The sequence below is a fragment of the Agarivorans sp. QJM3NY_30 genome, from assembly GCF_050870855.2.
Classification (GTDB): domain Bacteria; phylum Pseudomonadota; class Gammaproteobacteria; order Enterobacterales; family Celerinatantimonadaceae; genus Agarivorans.
Map to the genome: position 1 here is coordinate 5,010,702 of NZ_CP194038.2, position 18,626 is coordinate 5,029,327.

Genomic DNA, 18,626 nt, shown 5'->3' on the forward strand with positions numbered 1-18,626 from the left:
GTATAGTTTAGCAGCATCAGAACTTTAGACAGCACAGATAGATCGACTAATTAAGCCTCAGTCGTGCGAATAGGTCAGGGCGGGATCGCACTTTGTTAACAGATATGATCTAATACCTCTAAACCCTAAGCTACATAGTTATTTTGAACATAATTGAACATTTATCAGTCGTCGAGGATACTCGATCTGACATCAATCAAAAGCATGACCTTATTGACGTGATTTTCCTTGTTATCAGTGCTATTTCATCAGGATGTGAAGGCTGGCAAGACATTGAATATTATGGAGAAGAGAAGTTGGGCTGGCTGAGGAAATATAGACCATTTGAACACGGGATCCCACGACGACACACGATTGCACGCATTTTGCGTTCTGTTGTCGCGGAGTCTTTGCTTGAGGCATTAGCTCTGTGGATTAACGAGCAGCGAACGAGTCAAAACAGAGCCATCATCGCATTTGACGGAAAAGTACTGCGTGGCTCGTACCGAAATAACAAGAAAACAGCATTACAATTGGTTACAGCCTATGATACTGAACGTGGTCTCGTTCTGAGTCAGAAACCGACAGCGAACAAGAACGGCGAGATTAGCGTTGTGCGCCAAATGCTTGATGTTATTAACGTAAAAGGCAGTGTTGTCACCGTTGATGCTCTACATTGTCAGCGCGATACACTAGAGAAAATCGCAGAAAAGAAGGCTCATGTTGTCGTTCAAGTAAAAAACAACCAACCAAAGTTGAGAGCGGCTGTTGTTGAGCAGTTTCAAGCTGTCTTTGATGCTGGTAAAGAGAAGGTCGTCACTGAAATTAAAGAAAAACACCATGGTCGTAGCGAAGAGCGATACGTCTTTCAACTAAAGGCCAAGTTGCCCGAAGAGTTAGCAAAGAAATGGCCAACGGTAAGAAGCATCATAGCAGTGGAACGCCACCGCGTGATAAATGGGAAAGGCACTGTAGATACCTCGTATTACATAAGCTCAATGTCACCGAATCACAAATTGTTAGGCCACTATATTCGTCAGCATTGGCGAATTGAAAACAGCCAGCATTACGTATTAGATGTTGTTTTTAAAGAGGATAACTCTCGCATTACTTTAGACGGAGCGGTGGAAAACATAGCTCTATTTAGACGTTTTGTGATGAACATGCTCAAACAATGCGATTGTGGAGCGCCAAGTCACAAAGTGAAGTTGAAGAAAGCGGGATGGTGCGACGATTATCGGGCACGAGTCTTCTTTGGGTTATAAATCCATCAAAGTATGCTCCCGCCCTGGCGAATAGGTAACTTCGTGATTAGGTCCAACTTTTGTTATAGCTCAGAACTTTGCCGATATAGAATGTGAACGACCACCACATTGACGTTTTCTACGACAATGTTGCGAACCAAGTTGATCCAATTCCGAAACTTCATCGGGCAACATCAAAGAAAGCAATTGCTCAAGTTTATCGCCATTGGCTAAAACGTTTGCGATGGTTTGGCTAGTTTTACTACGGAACATAACATACCCTTTTAAATAATACCTATAAGGGGGTATGCAGCTAAAGTGCCAATTGTATTATTTTATAAAAATTTGACTATTAATCATATAGTTGCATTCTAGCTTTGACTGGATTTGCATACATGGCATACAACTGAGTTTGAACCTCTGCACTAATATCGCGAGACTTCGCCTCAAAATAGCGCTTCGCTTCTGCCAACTCATTCGCGGAAACGTCTTCAGGTATAGCATCACCCAGAGCAAGCCAGTTAGTCGGCATCAATTGATAGTTACCAATAATGGCCTTATCTAAGGCTTGAGCAACTTGTTTTGCCGACTCAAACTCCCCTTGCAAGGTCTCGGAAAAATGCACATGCACCCGGCCTTTTTGACCAACAATCCCTCGAGAAATACTCGAAATATCTTCATGTTCTTGTTTTAAATATTCACCATGCTGATTTTGTGAAACCAGTTCATTTGCCTTGGCCACGTCACAGGGGTCAAATTCATAGGAAATAGAAACGGGCACAATGTTTAACTGATTGATGTAATCCGCAAAACTTTGTTGTTTCGGTTTATTTAAGGCCAACATAGAAATTAATGCTGAATTAGTCACATCTAAACCGTCTTTGGCTCGTCCTTCACGTTGCGCAATCCATATGTGATCACTAGTATGACTTAAGGTGTGCTGAATATAGGCGGATAGCTGTTTTGAGTTCTCTAATTTTTCACGTTTTGTGGTCGCCGAACGTTTAACAATAAAACTACGATTTAAACGCATCAGGTCAGAAACCCAAGGCTTGGTTAACAAATTATCACCGATGGCATTTTGCACGGTATCTTGGCCATTATTATGTAAGATGTAATTAATAAATGCCGAATCCAGTGCGATATCCCGATGATTAGAAATAAATAGATGTGGTTTAGTTAAATCTAAATGATCCAAGCCGCTAGAGCTCAATTGACTGGTGGTAGTTTTGATCATATGCGCCATATAAGTTTCAACCATCACTTGAAAATCATATACCGAGCGAATATTCCTGACCTTAAATTTAAGTATCTTTCGCAAAATAAAAGAAGTCAGCCAAAGAAAAACGCCCTTCGCCTTGGCAAAGCGAAATTTAATCAGTGTAGTAATCAATTCAGGATCATTGATAAGACGTTTAAGTATTTGTTCTACTTCAGAATCTTGATAAGGGCGAATACTGTCAAACTCAGACATAACTTCTCTCGCAATTTAGGAAGGCGCAATTTACCGCTTTCCCACCCTAAAAACAACCGAAGCGGTTAAAAAATAAGCAACTCACAGTTGTTTCAAGCGCTATCCTGCGACTTTCACTGTGCTTATTTGCCAAGTATACTAATAACAAGTTTTCCCAATCCAATGTGAATGGAACAACAACGCCAACAATTGCTTGATGCCCCCATCACGCCTCTCATTATTGATAAAGCCCTCCCCAGTTTAGTGGGCATCTTTTCGATCATTTTTTTTAATTTAGTCGACACATTTTTTGTCGCTATGTTGGGCACCGATCCGCTGGCAGGAGTCTCTTTTACTTTCCCTATCACCTTTGCAATTACCAGCATCGCCATGGGGTTAGGCATCGCCCTTTCGTCTCATGTTGGACGACTATTAGGGGCCGAGAAAAAACAACAAGCGGCCCAATTAACCAGCCATAGTTTATTGTTTAGTTTACTATTAATTACTACCCTAGCCGCTTTAGGCTATTTCAATATTGAACGATTATTTTTATCCCTCGGTGCGGAATTACCAGTTATGCCCTATATCGAACAATATATGCAGATCTGGTACCTTTCGATCCCTCTATTAGTTATCCCCATGGTCGGCAACAGTGCAATCCGAGCCAGTGGCGATAGCAAAACGCCAAGCCTCATGATGCTAGTCGCCGGGATAATGAATGGTCTTTTAGACCCAATTCTAATATTTGGTTGGGGCCCGATACCCACTTTAGGTGTGAAAGGTGCGGCACTAGCGACCGCCATCGCTTGGCTACTCACTTTTTGCATGGCGATTTACTTACTCAAATACAAACTACAACTGCTCAAATTTGAAACCTGTTCCCTTCAGCAGTTAATGAACTCTTGGAACAAACTATTAAGTATTGCAATACCGGCTGTATTTTCCCAATTGCTCACCCCTATCGCCACCACCATTACAATGGCTATATTGGCAACCGCCGGAACCGCAACCGTGGCCGCTTATGGCTTTGCCACACGAGTAGAAGCCTTACTATTTATCGGAGTGATGGCGATAAACTCAGTGATCCCAATGCTCGTGGGACAAAATGTCGGGGCAGGGAACTTAAATCGAGCGCAGCAAATTGTGCATCAAGCCATTCGTTTAGCGGTTATTTGGCAATTACTGTTAGCCATACTCATGTATTACCTAGCACCGCTGATCAGTCGCAGTTTCAATCAAGATCTCGAAGTCGCCAGATTAAGCCAATATTACCTACAACTGGTGCCTTTTTGCTACGGAATGATGGCGGTTCCCTTATTACTCGCACAAACACTCAACGCCTTGGCTCTACCGATGATGGCAGTGATGATTAACCTCATTCGTTTGTTTGTCTTTATGTTGCCAGCCATTTACCTAGGCGCCTTAGCTGCGAACAGTCAAGTGATCTTCTTAGCAATCATTGTCGCCCATACGGTGGCAGGCCTCTGCAGTTTAATTCTATTGACCTACCTCATGAAAAAAGCAAGTTGGTGGCAAGCGCAGCATTAAAAAAGACAACATCGATCTCATGATGTTTAATCGAATAAAAAATTAAGGGCGATACCGAAGTATCGCCCTTAAGCTAGTCATATCGCTCAAATCCATGAACGTTAATTGCTCCCTGCAATCCTTTTGACTGTAGCACACCATTCCTTAGTGTTTCCCCTTGCTCCTTCCCTAGCGCTATCCTTTAGCCTTCTGTGGCCTAACTGCTCATCCTAAGCGGTTGCTCGCTCCATCCTGGAGGTGTCCTGATAATCATCCTTAAGCTCTTGTGTCACCAAGGCTAATCGCACTCCTGTGCTCACATCCCTAGCTCATCGATCCTGACAAGCCGCTCATCCTAAGCGTTCCTATAATGCCGCTAGCTTCATGCTTTGGCTGCTTTCCCTGCCCGTCCTTGTATGAGCTACTTTACGCTTTGGTTCAATAAAACCTAGATGAGCCCGTGAAATAATTTTTGAATTGATTCAATCAAGAATCATCGAATTTAATTAATTATTTGAATTTAAAGGGTTTAAATAATTTTTACGCAATATAGAGCAGCCATATCAGCGCTCAAGCGTAGTCGATCTCTCACAGCACCTCGGGGCTTATCGTCAAGCCTAGAAACCTTAATTTTGGCTTACTAATGTTTGTTCAAGATAAAAGCGAAGAGGAATAAAAAAACGCTGTTGGTAGACGACATAAACCTAAATCACCGCTAACAGCGTTATCTGGTAATTAGAGCCACTAGTGACTGCACTTCATGCCTATTTATCGGCAGATTTATACGACACAATAAGTTGGTCATATAATGAATCAGATTGGCATAGCATAAATTGTAGTCACAAAAAAACCAGCATTAAGCTGGCCTAAAAAGTCGGGGCGACACTTACGTGTCGCCCCTAGTAGTCATATCGCTCAAATCCGTGAACGGGTAATTGCTCCCTGCAATCCTTTTTGACTGTTTTACTACATCCTGTAGTTGTCCTTTTCTCAAATCCTTTGAGCTGTCCTTTAGCCTTCATTGGCATAACCGGTTGTCCATACCAGTTGCACGTCTCCTTCCTAGGAGGTGTCCCTTACTACATCCTGTAGTTGTCCTTTCAGCTCCTGCTACGTTTCTCATCCTGATAAACGTCAGTGCCTCCGTGCAGAACTAACTATACGGCATTAATACTTGAGAAAAAGCTCCAGAACAAAAAAAACTCATCTTTTTTTACATAAACAGCATCAAAAATAAATAAGCAATTGATATATATGGATATTGTTATTGTCTATCTGCAAGATTTACTGCCTTTAACTTACAACCTTGTAAGAGATCTCTCACAAGGAGTGCAGTCTTTAGACTAGACCTAACGATTTTTTGAAAGCTTAGGTAAAGATAGATGATAACGAATTGCAACTAAACGGATAACTAAAGCACTAATAATACAACTGCTAGTTGTAATGGTCGTGGAAAAACCTAAGTTCTCTGTAATCGCCCACACACAACCCCCAACAATACAAGCCGTTGCATAGATCTCGCGCTGCAGTACTAAAGGAACCTGGTTGGCCAGCACATCACGGATCATCCCCCCACCACAGGCCGTAATCACCCCCATAGTGACCGAAACAATCATCGGAGCGCCCATTTGTAAGGCCTTATTCGCACCAATAGCCATAAACACAGCCATACCAATAGCATCGGCGACTGGTAATAACCAACGAGGAGGACTAGGAAAATTATTGAGCAAAACAATTGCCCCCAGACTAGCCGCTAAGATCACCCACAAATATAAACCATTTTCCACCCAAAAAACTGGGCTAGCCCCTAATGCCATATCACGAATGGTGCCTCCACCAATCGCGGTCACGCAGGCAAGTACTAGGGCTCCAAATAGATCCATACGTCGCCGACTAGCGATTAATACCCCAGAAATGGCGAATACCGCCGTACCAAAAAGATCGAGACTAAAAATAATGGTGTTGCCCAAAGTCGGCTCCTCAAAAAAATAGGCTGCAATGAGGCAACATGTTTGGTGAACAATATAAGAAACCGATCAAACAACACCGAACCCGGGTGGGTCCGGTAAATAAATCAATCATAAATAGTCGGAATGGCTTGCCGTTTATGTTGGGTCCGTAAATAAATACCGATTAATTTTTCTTCTACCCCAGCATCAACCAATTTACCTTCTAAAAAGTCATCAATTTGATCGTAAGTTAAACCAAGCGCCACTTCATCTGGCAGCTGCGGGCGATCTTCCTCTAAATCAGCTGTTGGCGCTTTACCAATCAACTTCTCTGGCGCACCCAAGTAACTCGCCACTTGGCGAACCTGACGCTTATTTAAACCAAAGATAGGCGTTAAATCGCAGGCACCATCCCCATGCTTAGTGTAAAAACCGGTAATATTCTCAGCCGAGTGATCGGTACCAATCACCAATGCACCGGTTAGTCCCGCAATTTCATACTGAGCAATCATTCGCATCCGCGCCTTTACGTTGCCCTTAGCAAAATCGATCCCAGCTTGTTGCGGTAAGGCTAAACCCGCGTTCTGCAAACCTAACAGTGCGCTTGAGTGTGCCCCTTCGGTGCCATCTTTAATATTTGTGGTCACGATATAGGAGGGTTTAATAAAATCTAAAGCTAATTGCGCATCTGCTTCATCTTTCTGCTCTCCATAAGGGAGGCGCATCGCAATGAAACGATAGTCTTGAGTCGAGTGCTCTTGATTAAGCTGTTCTACAGCCAACTGAGCGAGCCGTCCGGTGGTCGTAGAATCAACACCACCACTAATACCTAAGATTAAGGTTTTTAAGTTCGCCTGTTGTAAACACTGTTTGATAAAGTCTATGCGACGTTTTACTTCAAACCCCGGGTCAATTTCAGGTAGAACCTTCATCTCCGCTAATATTGCTTGTTTCATCTCATCCCCCACAACAAATGTAATCCTTATCAGGCAATGTACTTGAGAGATAAAAAAAAACCAAGAGACAAGCTGATTTACATACAATTAATCACTAAACAGATTAATATAATTAGGGGCTGTTAATCTTTGGTGATGACTTTTACAGCTGTTTGTGACTCATTTAGGCAAGTCATGTGAAATATCGCTAGCGGTATAGCTCATAACAATACACTGCAGTAATGCACCACAAATACTGCTTAAACAATTTGACTAGAAGCGTTTTACCGTTGATTAGAGGTATCTGCTTAGCACTCTAAGCGAGACACCTCTCGCCACGATAAAAATGCTTTTTTCTCGAAAAAGTAGCTCACAAAAGAACCGCCTCTAGCCATCTAAGGTATGCTATTGGTCAAACAACAGAGCCATTTGGCAAGGAAAGAGAATAACTTTAGTTTTTCTATTTGAGTGAGCAACCCAAAATGGGAATTTTAGCGCTAAAGATGCGCATTATTTTTTCAGATAAGTTGTCAAATATTCATCTAGAGTCTCTAGAATTTATTTTCCCTAGCTGTTGGATATAAATCAATTGGCGCCAAGGAGCGACAGCTTCTGATTGAATATTTCATTTTAAGGATAAAACTATGCTACGACGCACCAAAATTGTGACAACTTTAGGCCCAGCCACCGATAAAGACGACATTTTAGAACAACTGCTGCTCAGCGGCGCAAATATGGTGCGACTCAACTTTTCTCACGGCAGCGCCGACGACCATATCGCTCGCGCCAATAAGGTCAGAGAACTTGCAGCCAAACATAAACTACACGTGGCTATTTTGGGTGACCTACAAGGTCCCAAAATACGCGTATCCACCTTTAAAGAAGGTAAGGTTAAATTGCAAGTTGGGAATAGCTTTTTACTCGATAGTGATTTAGCAAAAGGCTTGGGAGATCAACAACAAGTTGGCCTCGATTATAAATACTTGCCTAAAGACGTGGCCCCTGGCGATACCCTGTTACTTGATGACGGTAGAATTCAATTGAGAGTCACCGCCGTAGAAGGCAATAAAGTCACCACCGAAGTGACCATTGGCGGATTTTTATCCAACAACAAAGGGATTAATAAACTCGGTGGTGGTTTATCTGCCGCAGCCTTAACCGATAAAGACAAAGCCGATATCCTCACCGCAGCCAAAATCAATGTCGACTATTTAGCTGTATCCTTCCCAAATAGCGGTGAAGATATGCACTATGCCAGACGTCTGACTCAACAAGCCGGACTCGCAACAAAACTAGTGGCAAAAGTTGAACGAGCAGAAACAGTTGCCACCGAAGAAGCGATGATCGATATCATTACCGCTTCCGACGCAGTGATGGTAGCTCGTGGCGATCTCGGTGTTGAAATTGGCGATGCCGAATTAGTGGGAGTGCAAAAGACTCTTATTCGTCTGACTCGAAAATACAATCGCGCGGTGATTACCGCAACTCAGATGATGGAATCAATGATTAGTGCGCCGATGCCAACTCGCGCTGAGGTCATGGATGTAGCCAACGCAGTATTGGACGGTACCGATGCGGTGATGTTATCCGGCGAAACAGCCGCTGGCCAGTACCCTGTAGAAACCGTCCAGGCCATGGCTTCGGTTTGCCTAGGTGCTGAAAAACAACGCAGCATTAACGTATCCAAATATCGAATCAATGAAACCTTTGAGAGTATTTCGGAAACAGTGGCGATGAGTACCATGTTTGCGGCCAATCACATGCAAGGTATGACCGCCATTATTGCACTCACCGAATCAGGCAGCACGCCTTTATTAATGTCTCGCCTCAGTAGTGGCTTACCCATTTTTTCTTTATCTCGCCACCAAGCAACCTTGAGTCGTTGCGCCTTATACCGAGGCGTATACCCGATTTACTTCGACGAAACCAACCACGATATCATCCAAGTATCACATAGCGCGATTAATTTGTTGAAACAACAAGGCTATTTGAATAAAGGTGATTTAGTGATTTTGACCCATGGTGATGTATTCGACCAAACCGGGCATACCAATACCAGTAAGATATTAAAAGTCGGTTAAGCGCTAAACATGAGCGCTTAGTTAGCTCGGTGTATACACCGAGCTAACTATCGAAAAATAATGACCAGAGCATTCAAACGAAGATCAATTTAAATCACTAAAGCAATACAGGATCACATCCGAAACAGCAAAAATACCCAATGTGTGCGTATCAATGAATATTAATTGTGGTTTAACTGCGGACTTGCTCGAGTACCTTCCACAGGACGATTCACCGATAGTTTGCGTCCCTTGGTGATCCCGGTTTGAAAATCTGGGGTAAGCTGACCCATTGAGGCCTTAATTTTCGCCTTAAAGGTTTCACGGTCTAACTTCTCAAACATCTCATCCAAGTAGTCATCCATATGTTCATTGCGTCCATCGCTTGTTAGATCGGGGAGTTTTTCTAAAGCCCCCTCCAACCAACCGGCAGTAAAAGAAGTAACCCGTCGTGCCACAGTGACATTATCGGTACCGGAACCGGCAAAGCTATTTCGAAATGAACCCACCTGTTGGTTCATTTCTCGATAAACAATATCAAATGCAAAGGCGGCAAATACGGCACGCTCGGCCATGCCAACAAATTCAGCTCTTTTTAAACCTTTATGATTAACCAGTACCGCTTCCACACCAAAACGTGAGTTAATACCACGAATAATGCGTAAGATATTTTCGTTTACATTGGCGGGTAACAAGGTTTGAGTAGAGGTTTTCCCCATTTGAATTAAATCAATATCGGCTTGCTCTAAGCCGTGTTTAAGCATTAAGCGATGCGCCATACGGATCGCTTGAGCAGCCTCATGAACATTAGAGGAGTTACCCAACTCTAAGCACTTTGCAATTTTTTCTAGGGCTCGTTGACGACTCACGAAATTGCTACAACCTCTGTTCAAAAATGAAGCGTCATTTTACTGGTTTTAGCCAAATTTTCCAGTAATACCGAGCCCAGAGCCAGCGCTTCGTTTAGAATTTAGACTCAATTTTCCACTTGAAACACCGAAAAGAAAACCCTCTGGCAATGCAATGGGTCACTTTCCAGTCGTGCCAGCGTCGAATACAGCTCGCTTTAGAAGCAAACGAGGCACTTATCCATTCGAATGTCCCTCACCACCATTGCCTGTAGAATAAACATGAACATCGCGCTGTGGGAAAGGGATCGAGATACCATCTTGATCGAAGCGCATTTTCACTTGTCGAGTAATATCCCAATAAACGTTCCAATAATCATCGGTTTTTACCCAAGGACGCACGATAAAATCTACCGAAGATTCATTTAAAATATGTAGTTTAACCATAGGAGCAGGTTCGGCTAACACCAATGGGTGCTTGGCTAATAATTCATTCAACACGGCTTCCGTTTTATCGATATCATCGCTATAGCCAATCCCAAAAACTAAATCAACGCGACGCAGTTTTTGTGCAGTTACATTTTTAATCACATCCCCCCAAATTTTACCATTTGGGATCACTAAGGTTTGGTTATCGATGGTTAAAATAGTGGTCGAAACTAAATTCATACTTTTCACTTTGCCAAAGACGCCACCGCCCACTTCCACCATATCGCCCACATCATAGGGACGATAAATAAGAATCATCATCCCAGCGGCAAAATTACTCAAGGTATCTTGCAAGGCAAACCCAATAATGAAACCAGCGACGCCTAACCCCGCTAAAACCGGTGCCAGTGATATACCAACTTGGGCCAAAGCAAATAAAATTCCAACAATAACCACGACCCGAGTCACCGAGGACACTATCATCTCTTTCATCAACGAAGATAACCGTAGCTTGGAAGAATCTAAACTTTTAATCAGTAACTTACGGGTTAAACGAGCAAGAGCACGAAATACAAAATAAATGAGTAACAACAAAAATATTTTGAAGATCCACTCTCCGCCGTGCTCAACAAAATACTCACTAAGTCGAACGACCCAACGTTTAGCAATACCGTTCAATACGTTGATATCCAACACATCGGTGGTGATTTGCCCACCTAATTTAAGCAATGTCTGTTGATAAAATCCGGTATTAAAACCAAGCTGAGTGAGTAATTCAACGGTTAATTTGAAGCTTAACCCTGCGACCGATAATTGCTCTTTGACCACGGCTAATTGGTCTTTTAGTGCTTGATCATTGGGAGTCAATTTAATAAATTGACTAAGCTCCCTGGTTTTATTTTCGAGTAAGCCAACCATCCCAGAAAATGATTCAGCCCGTAGATAAAGCAAATCGATCAGATGATGATTTTGATCCGTTACCTCAAAACCAAGGGCTTGGAGATTATTAATTTGCTGTACCAAGGCCGAAAAAATCACATCAGATCGATTCAAGTAATCAATATATAACTGAAAAGACTTAATATTATCCGAAGGTTGTTGTGCGTAGGCTTTATTGAACAACTGCTGCTGTTGCTCGATCCTCTGAATTAAACTTTGATAATTATCGACGATAATTTGCTTAACTTGATGGTTTATAGCAGGTTCCGTCAAACCCAGAGCTTGTTGTTTAATTAAGTATTGGGTGAGCTGATTAATCGTTTCAAAGGAACTTAAATGACGCTCAACTAAACGATAATCGATGGCCGCTTGCTCGATAGCAGAGACCGTATTTCTATTGGCTTGTATCTTTTCAATCCGCTGCTGTTGACGCTGATATTTTTCCAACAATAGCTGCGCTTGGTCGCTGCCGGAATCAGCCGCATGCAAGCAAAAAACAGCGCTCGAAAAAAATAGTAAAGCCCACTTCATCAAACTCTGATACCACCGAACAAATTCCGTTTTCATCTCTGCCTCCTAAATAAACTACAAACAACTATAAAAAATAAGCCAACAACTCATAATTAAATTATGTTTTATGATCTAAAGGGGCCGCTTAATCCTAAATCATAAGCAACAATGAATAGGACATGGCTCGGTTTACAATCATGATTACGGATATCACAGAGCACTCAACTAAGGACAGTATATGAATATAGCGCGTTGGCTAAGTAAACTTTGGTTAGTGAGTTTAGTCAGTTTTCCGCTCAGTGCTGGAGAATGGACCTTCAAAACTGGAGCGTTTTGGTCACAAACAGACTCATCAGTCACAACTAAAAGCTTCGATAACCAAGATATTACCTTAGATTTTGAAGATAGTTTACAGCTAGAAAAACATCTGTTGTTACCCTTTTTCGAGCTGGGTTACAAATTTAATCAACGCCACCACGTCTACGCCGATTGGCGTCGTTTACATCGAAGCGCATCGAGCAAAACCAATTTTGGGTTTACCTTACCGAATCATCCCGATTCTGGCGTAATCGCTGGCGCAAATCTAAATACCCGGATGGATATTGATATTCTGAGTGCTGGTTATGGCTATTCATTTTATCAAAATGCTAAAACTGAAATTGGTGGCTCACTTGGTTTGCATGTGATGTTTATTGAAATGGGCTTTAGCGGCGATATCTCAGCTTGTGTCAATAATGCAGGGAATATTATTTGTAATTCAACCGCGACCAAAGGTGAAGTGGTTGATGAATCGGCCACCGCACCGCTACCTGATATCGGCTTATGGACCCATTATCAATTAACCGACGATTGGACACTGAATGCTCATAGTCAATTTTTTTATCTAAAAATTGACCAAGTGAAGGGTTATCTAGCCGATCTGAATGCCTCCATTAGTTACCAGATCAATCCCAATTGGGATATAGAGTTAGGCTATAACTACTACATTGTTGAAGCAGAGTGGGATGAAATCCAACTTAAATATAATTTTCAAGGGCCGATGGTAAACTTCGCTTATCGATTCTAGCCCATCACTTATAGGCTACCAACGGGCTGGTAGCCTATAAGTTCACTTGCTTCAAATCAGTTCAGCAATCCCATATTGTTTACCATATTGTTCAATGACAAAGTCGATGTCTTTATCACCACGACCCGATAGGTTAATTAAGATACGACCATTAAGCCCCTGTTTAGCGAGCTTAATCGCATGTGCAACCGCATGCGCCGATTCTATCGCTGGAATAATGCCTTCTAATCGCGATAGTTCAAAAAACGCATCAATCGCTTCTTGATCGCTCACAACCCCATACTGAACTCGGCCTAAATCTTTTAAATAGGCATGCTGAGGTCCCACCGAAGGATAATCTAAACCACTGGCGACCGAATACACCTGTTGCGGTTCCCCTTGCTCATCCTTCAGCATATAGGAATGGAATCCATGCATGGTCCCCGGCTCCCCTTTGGTTAAAGTGGCAGCGTGTTCACCCACTTGTTCCAAACTTCGTCCTGCAGGCTCACAACCATGCATCGCCACCGCTTGATCCTCCAAAAAGGCACTAAATAAACCCATTGCATTAGAACCACCGCCAATACAAGCGACTAAGTGATCGGGCAATTCACCTGTCATCTCTTGAAACTGCTGACGCGCCTCAATACCAATAATCGATTGAAAGTCTCTCACCATCATTGGAAAAGGATGCGGCCCAACCACCGAGCCGATGGCATACAATTGACTATGAGGATCGGCCATATAAGCCTCAAATGCGCTGTCTACAGCCTCCTTAAGGGTTTTACGACCATGAGTGGCGGGAATCACATTGGCGCCGAGAATTCGCATTCTCACCACGTTAGGATGCTCTTTGGCAATATCCACTTCCCCCATATGAATATCACATTCAAGACCAAGCAACGCGGCAGCTGTGGCCAGTGCAACCCCATGTTGGCCAGCACCAGTTTCGGCGATCACTTTACTCTTGCCCATTTTTTTCGCCAGCAGCACCTCACCCAAGCAATGGTTAATCTTGTGAGCACCGGTGTGATTTAGATCTTCGCGTTTGAGATAAATCTCACAACCATAAGCCTTAGACAAATTTTCCGCATGAAAAATGGGACTAGGTCGACCCACATAGTGTTGGTAAAGACGGGTTAGTTCCGCAATAAAACTCGGATCTTGGCGGATCGCATGATAAGACTTGGTAATGTCGTCCATGACCCGTTGTAGCTCCGGAGGAATAAAGCTCCCGCCGTATTCTCCAAAATAGCCTTGTGGGTTTGGCAAAGCATGCTCAAATTGATTTTGCATTATAAATTCCGATTAGAAAAAGCTTAGTTATACCGAATCTTATCAAGGAAATATGTGCGCTAGTTAGAGCTTCGATCGATAGCTTTCTTGAATAAATAGAGACTAAAACATAAAAAGCGACCTAAGGTCGCTTTTTATAATAACATCAGTAAAGTCAGGCTTTTTTCACTGGCCGCTGCCAACCAGAAATAGTTCGTTGTTTGGTTCGAGAAAGAGCCAGCATTTCAGCATCTACATTACAGGTAATGGTTGAACCTGCACCAATGGTGGCATTTTTACCCACCGTAACCGGTGCAACTAACTGGGTATCACTGCCAATGAAGGCACCATCTTCAATAATTGTTTGAAACTTATTCACGCCATCATAATTACAGGTAATTGTCCCTGCACCAATATTCACACCAGCGCCAACAATGGTATCCCCAAGATAAGTTAAATGCCCAGCCTTGGAACCTTGACCTAAGGTTGATTTTTTCATTTCAACAAAATTACCAACATGCGCATCTTGTTTTAATTTTGCACCAGGACGTAGCCGCGCAAATGGTCCCGCCGAAGCATCTTCGGCAAGGCTCGCTTGCTCAATAATACTGTTGGCTTTAATGGTGACGTTATCACCGATTTCACAATCAATTAAAATACAATTTGACTCAATGGTGACATTGTTCCCCAGGCTCACTTTACCCTTGATAATCACATTAATATCGATGAAGCAATCATGACCCATGCTCAATTCACCCCGCAAATCAAATCGATTGGCATCGGCCAAACTAAGACCTTCAGCTAATAAACGCTCCGCTTGAGCAAACTGATAAGCCCGCTCTAAACGATTCAGCTGTACCCGATCATTTACCCCTTGAACTTCAACTTCAGAGTCTGGTTGTACCGCTTGTACCAAATGTCCTTCTTGAGTCGCCATTTCGATAATATCAGTCACATAGTACTCACCTTGCGCATTATCATTACTCAATTGCGCTAACCAACGATTAAAGTCATCGCTATTAGCAACTAACACACCAGTGTTCACCTCAGTAATCTCCAGCTGCTCTGGGCTGGCATCTTTATGTTCAACAATCGCGGTAACACTTCCATTTTGCCGAACAATTCGACCATAGCCAGTGGGGTCGGCAAGATCCACCGTTAATAAGCCAATTCCGCCTTTTGGCAGAGCTTCAATTAAACGTTGGATGGTTTGTTGGCTAATCAGCGGAGTATCACCATATAACATCACCACCGCCTGGTTGGCGGCAAAATGCGGCGCTGCCTGCTGCATCGCATGACCAGTTCCTAACTGTTCTGCCTGCTCCACCCAATTTAGCTGAGGATCTTGGATCTGCTGTTGAATCAACTCACCACCATGACCATAGATTAAATGAATCGTTTGCGGCTCTAGTTGTTTAGCGGTATCAATAACATGTTGTACCATTGGTTTATCAGCAAGTTTATGCAAAACCTTAGGCAAGCTTGAGCGCATCCGTGTGCCTTTTCCTGCGGCTAATATCACTACACTAAAATTCATCATCTATCCTTCATAACGGTAAGCTTTGCTCAATTTAAACGAGTCTTTTCAAAAGTAGTGTAAGCCAAACCACTTTACTTTGGAATTCACCCTTGATATTGCATCTTTAAAATACAAAAAAGGCGCTCAATGAGCGCCTTTTTATACTTAAACTAAACTATCTAACGTTTTTACCGAGAATTTCGATAACCCGTAATTGCGCCATTGCTTTGGCTAATTCAACCTGCGCTTTGGCAAAATCGATATCGCTGCTAGGATTGCTAATGCTTTCCTCTGCCGCGTGTTTAGCTTGTTGGGCCTTGGCTTTATCGAGTTCGCTGCCTCGAATCGCGGTATCAGCTAAGACGATCACGTTTCCTGGTTGTACTTCCAAAAAACCACCCGAGATATAAATGACCTCTTCGTGTCCGTGCTGTTTTACCATGCGAACCATACCAGGCTTAATTGGAGTCAGTAATGGGGCGTGACCAAACATCACCCCTAACTCACCCTCTTCACCGGTTACTCGTAAGTGTTCGACGCGACCAGAAAAAATTTTCTTTTCCGCGCTTACCACATCCAAGTGAACTGTCATCGCTGCCATTTTAGCCTCCTGTTACGCCAATTGGCGATGCTTACATATTTTTGGCGCGCTCAAGCACGTCATCAATATCGCCAGCATACAAGAACGCTTGCTCTGGGATATCATCGTAATCGCCAGCCAATAGGCCTTTAAAGCTACGAATCGTATCTTTAAGCGGAATAAGCTTACCCGGGTTACCGGTAAATACTTCGGCTACGTGATAATCTTGCGTTAAGAATTTTTCAATTTTACGCGCTCGAGCTACGGTCTGTTTGTCTTCTTCAGACAATTCGTCCATACCTAGAATTGCAATAATATCTTTTAATTCTTTATAGCGTTGCAGTACACCTTGCACGCCACGAGCAACTTCATAGTGCTCTTGACCAACCACTAAAGGATCTAACTGACGAGAGTTTGAATCCAATGGGTCAATCGCAGGGTACAGACCCATGGCCGCAATGCTACGGTTGAGTGTCACCGTTGCATCCAAGTGAGCAAAGGTGGTAGCAGGCGATGGATCGGTCAAGTCATCCGCAGGTACATAAACCGCTTGGATCGAAGTAATCGAACCAGTCTTGGTTGATGTAATACGCTCTTGAAGAACACCCATTTCTTCCGCCAAAGTAGGCTGATAACCTACCGCAGAAGGCATACGACCCAGCAATGCAGATACTTCGGTACCGGCTAGGGTATAACGGTAAATGTTGTCAATAAACAACAGTACGTCTTTCCCTTCGTCACGGAACTTCTCAGCCATCGTTAGACCAGTTAACGCAACCCGTAGGCGGTTTCCTGGTGGCTCGTTCATCTGACCATAAACCATGGCTACTTTATCAAGTACCCCGGCTTCTTCCATCTCGTAGTAGAAGTCATTACCTTCACGAGTCCGCTCACCAACACCAGCAAACACAGATAAACCTGAGTGTGCTTTAGCAATGTTGTTGATTAACTCCATCATGTTTACGGTTTTACCGACACCGGCACCGCCAAACAGACCAATTTTACCACCCTTAGCGAATGGACAAATTAAGTCGATAACTTTTACGCCGGTTTCTAATAATTCATTAGAACTTGACTGCTCTTCGTAACTAGGAGCAGCTCGGTGAATTCTGTAGCGCTCTTCTGTCGCAACTTCACCTTTACCGTCGATGGTATGACCAAGAACGTTCATAATACGACCTAAGGTGGCTTCACCTACAGGTACTTTAATCGCGTCACCAGTATCAACCACTTCTAGGCCGCGGCGAATACCTTCCGATGCACCCATACAGATACAACGTACTACGCCACCACCAATTTGCTGTTGAACTTCAAGGACTAAGTCTTCACCTTGAACTTCTAGAGCATTGTATACCTTCGGTACACTGTCATGTGGAAATTCAACGTCCACAACAGCGCCAATTACTTGGACGATGTTACCGTTACTCATGTTGATTCCTCTAAATATTGTGCTTATGCCTTGCCTTAAACGGCTGCAGCCCCCGCAGAAATTTCAGTCAATTCTTGAGTAATTGCTGCTTGACGTTCTTTGTTGTAAATCAACTGTAGTTCGTCAATCAGGTTACCCGAGTTATCGGTTGCCGCTTTCATTGCAACCATTCGTGCAGCTTGTTCACAGGCGAGGTTTTCAACCACCGCTTGATAAACTTGAGACTCGATATAACGAACCAACAAACCGTCGAGAATTTCTTCGGCGCCTGGCTCATATAAATAGTCCCAACTGCGAGACGCAATTTCTGGGTCATCTGCTTTAGGCAGCGGCAATAATTGGTCAATTTTGGGCTCTTGCACCATGGTATTAACAAACTTGTTATATACCACATAGATGCGATCTAACTTACCTTCGTTGTAAGCTTCAAGCATCACTTGTACGGTACCGACCAACTCATCGACAGTTGGGTGATCGCCCAAACCTGAGTTTTGAGCCAATACATTCCCACCATGGCTGTTAAAGAAAGAAGTTGCTTTACCGCCAATAACGGCCAAATCAGCACTCACACCTTTCTCTTTCCACTGCTTAATCTCAGTAACGGCATTCTTAAACAAGTTAATGTTTAAGCCGCCACAAAGACCACGGTCTGTAGACACCACGATATAACCAACACGTTTGGTTTCTCTTTCTATAACATAAGGATGTTTATATTCGAGTTTACCTAACGCGATATGACCAATAACTTTGCGCATAGCTACTGCGTAAGGTCGGCTACCTCGCATGCTGTCTTGAGAACGACGCATTTTACTAGCAGCAACCATTTCCATCGCTTTGGTAATTTTTTGAGTGTTTTTAACACTGGCAATCTTACCTTTAATTTCTTTAGCGCCGGCCATATCTAT

At 43.1% G+C, this 18,626-nt stretch carries 15 protein-coding genes; 4 read left to right on the forward strand and 11 right to left on the reverse strand.

Features of this window, described 5'->3' with window-relative positions; all coding sequences use genetic code 11:
* The first annotated feature begins 143 nt into the window (after positions 1-143).
* Positions 144-1,244 (forward strand): ISAs1 family transposase, encoded by a 1,101-nt coding sequence (locus ACRRSX_RS22825; protein WP_432455297.1) that lies wholly within the window; start codon positions 144-146, stop codon positions 1,242-1,244.
* Between the two features lie 69 nt (positions 1,245-1,313).
* Here the strand turns inward: ACRRSX_RS22825 and ACRRSX_RS22830 are convergent, their stop codons facing one another.
* Positions 1,314-1,496, reverse strand: coding sequence for a hypothetical protein (locus ACRRSX_RS22830; RefSeq protein WP_432455296.1), 183 nt, complete (start codon positions 1,494-1,496; stop codon positions 1,314-1,316).
* A gap of 79 nt (positions 1,497-1,575) precedes the next feature.
* Positions 1,576-2,697, reverse strand: a complete 1,122-nt coding sequence (locus tag ACRRSX_RS22835) for a 1-acyl-sn-glycerol-3-phosphate acyltransferase (protein WP_432455295.1) — start codon at positions 2,695-2,697, stop codon at positions 1,576-1,578.
* Between the two features lie 168 nt (positions 2,698-2,865).
* On the opposite strand from ACRRSX_RS22835, the gene ACRRSX_RS22840 reads away from it, so the two are divergent.
* Positions 2,866-4,224: an MATE family efflux transporter gene (locus tag ACRRSX_RS22840; protein ID WP_432455294.1), complete on the forward strand. Its 1,359-nt coding sequence runs from the start codon at positions 2,866-2,868 to the stop codon at positions 4,222-4,224.
* A gap of 1,328 nt (positions 4,225-5,552) precedes the next feature.
* Here the strand turns inward: ACRRSX_RS22840 and ACRRSX_RS22845 are convergent.
* Both ACRRSX_RS22845 and nadE read right to left on the reverse strand, forming a co-directional pair.
* Entirely contained in the window at positions 5,553-6,173 is a 621-nt protein-coding gene (locus ACRRSX_RS22845) for a trimeric intracellular cation channel family protein (protein WP_432455293.1), read from the reverse strand.
* A 104-nt stretch (positions 6,174-6,277) separates the two neighbouring features.
* Entirely contained in the window at positions 6,278-7,108 is an 831-nt protein-coding gene (gene nadE / locus ACRRSX_RS22850; protein ID WP_432455292.1) for an ammonia-dependent NAD(+) synthetase, read from the reverse strand.
* Positions 7,109-7,731: 623 nt separating this feature from the next.
* On the opposite strand from nadE, the gene pyk reads away from it, so the two are divergent.
* A complete protein-coding gene (gene pyk, locus ACRRSX_RS22855; RefSeq protein WP_432455291.1) occupies positions 7,732-9,168 on the forward strand; it encodes a pyruvate kinase in 1,437 nt (478 codons plus the stop codon).
* Between the two features lie 161 nt (positions 9,169-9,329).
* Here pyk and ACRRSX_RS22860 read toward each other — a convergent pair whose 3' ends face one another.
* Together ACRRSX_RS22860 and ACRRSX_RS22865 are read right to left on the reverse strand one after the other, a co-directional pair.
* Positions 9,330-10,016 carry a DUF2786 domain-containing protein gene (locus tag ACRRSX_RS22860; RefSeq protein ID WP_432455290.1) on the reverse strand — a complete coding sequence of 229 codons (687 nt, stop codon included), beginning with the start codon at positions 10,014-10,016 and terminating at the stop codon, positions 9,330-9,332.
* Between the two features lie 216 nt (positions 10,017-10,232).
* On the reverse strand, positions 10,233-11,930 hold the full coding sequence (locus tag ACRRSX_RS22865; protein WP_432455289.1) for a mechanosensitive ion channel domain-containing protein: 1,698 nt from the start codon (positions 11,928-11,930) through the stop codon (positions 10,233-10,235).
* Between the two features lie 181 nt (positions 11,931-12,111).
* Between ACRRSX_RS22865 and ACRRSX_RS22870 the strand changes: the two genes are divergently transcribed.
* Positions 12,112-12,939, forward strand: a complete 828-nt coding sequence (locus tag ACRRSX_RS22870) for a hypothetical protein (RefSeq protein ID WP_432455288.1) — start codon at positions 12,112-12,114, stop codon at positions 12,937-12,939.
* A gap of 51 nt (positions 12,940-12,990) precedes the next feature.
* On the opposite strand, the gene trpB is transcribed toward ACRRSX_RS22870, so the two are convergent.
* The 5 genes from trpB to atpG all read right to left on the reverse strand — a co-directional run bounded on the left by trpB (position 12,991) and on the right by atpG (position 18,620).
* The gene (trpB, locus tag ACRRSX_RS22875) at positions 12,991-14,214 is read right to left on the reverse strand and encodes a tryptophan synthase subunit beta (RefSeq protein ID WP_432455287.1); all 1,224 of its coding nucleotides are present in this window, start codon (positions 14,212-14,214) and stop codon (positions 12,991-12,993) included.
* 154 nt (positions 14,215-14,368) lie between these two features.
* Positions 14,369-15,730: a bifunctional UDP-N-acetylglucosamine diphosphorylase/glucosamine-1-phosphate N-acetyltransferase GlmU gene (glmU, locus tag ACRRSX_RS22880; protein WP_432456119.1), complete on the reverse strand. Its 1,362-nt coding sequence runs from the start codon at positions 15,728-15,730 to the stop codon at positions 14,369-14,371.
* 157 nt (positions 15,731-15,887) lie between these two features.
* Positions 15,888-16,313, reverse strand: coding sequence for a F0F1 ATP synthase subunit epsilon (locus tag ACRRSX_RS22885; protein WP_432455286.1), 426 nt, complete (start codon positions 16,311-16,313; stop codon positions 15,888-15,890).
* A 31-nt stretch (positions 16,314-16,344) separates the two neighbouring features.
* Positions 16,345-17,721 (reverse strand): F0F1 ATP synthase subunit beta, encoded by a 1,377-nt coding sequence (gene atpD, locus ACRRSX_RS22890; RefSeq protein WP_432455285.1) that lies wholly within the window; start codon positions 17,719-17,721, stop codon positions 16,345-16,347.
* Positions 17,722-17,756: 35 nt separating this feature from the next.
* On the reverse strand, positions 17,757-18,620 hold the full coding sequence (gene atpG / locus ACRRSX_RS22895; protein ID WP_432455284.1) for a F0F1 ATP synthase subunit gamma: 864 nt from the start codon (positions 18,618-18,620) through the stop codon (positions 17,757-17,759).
* Positions 18,621-18,626: the final 6 nt, after the last annotated feature.

Bases quoted from the DNA above. Each gene is read 5' to 3' on its own strand.
- ACRRSX_RS22870 (WP_432455288.1), top strand. From the start codon at position 12,112: ATGAATATAGCGCGTTGGCTAAGTAAACTTTGGTTAGTGAGTTTAGTC.
- trpB (WP_432455287.1), bottom strand. From the start codon at position 14,214: ATGCAAAATCAATTTGAGCATGCTTTGCCAAACCCACAAGGCTATTTT.
- ACRRSX_RS22835 (WP_432455295.1), bottom strand. From the start codon at position 2,697: ATGTCTGAGTTTGACAGTATTCGCCCTTATCAAGATTCTGAAGTAGAA.
- nadE (WP_432455292.1), bottom strand. From the start codon at position 7,108: ATGAAACAAGCAATATTAGCGGAGATGAAGGTTCTACCTGAAATTGAC.
- atpG (WP_432455284.1), bottom strand. From the start codon at position 18,620: ATGGCCGGCGCTAAAGAAATTAAAGGTAAGATTGCCAGTGTTAAAAAC.
- pyk (WP_432455291.1), top strand. From the start codon at position 7,732: ATGCTACGACGCACCAAAATTGTGACAACTTTAGGCCCAGCCACCGAT.
- ACRRSX_RS22830 (WP_432455296.1), bottom strand. From the start codon at position 1,496: ATGTTCCGTAGTAAAACTAGCCAAACCATCGCAAACGTTTTAGCCAAT.
- atpD (WP_432455285.1), bottom strand. From the start codon at position 17,721: ATGAGTAACGGTAACATCGTCCAAGTAATTGGCGCTGTTGTGGACGTT.
- ACRRSX_RS22885 (WP_432455286.1), bottom strand. From the start codon at position 16,313: ATGGCAGCGATGACAGTTCACTTGGATGTGGTAAGCGCGGAAAAGAAA.
- glmU (WP_432456119.1), bottom strand. From the start codon at position 15,730: ATGAATTTTAGTGTAGTGATATTAGCCGCAGGAAAAGGCACACGGATG.
- ACRRSX_RS22865 (WP_432455289.1), bottom strand. From the start codon at position 11,930: ATGAAAACGGAATTTGTTCGGTGGTATCAGAGTTTGATGAAGTGGGCT.
- ACRRSX_RS22840 (WP_432455294.1), top strand. From the start codon at position 2,866: ATGGAACAACAACGCCAACAATTGCTTGATGCCCCCATCACGCCTCTC.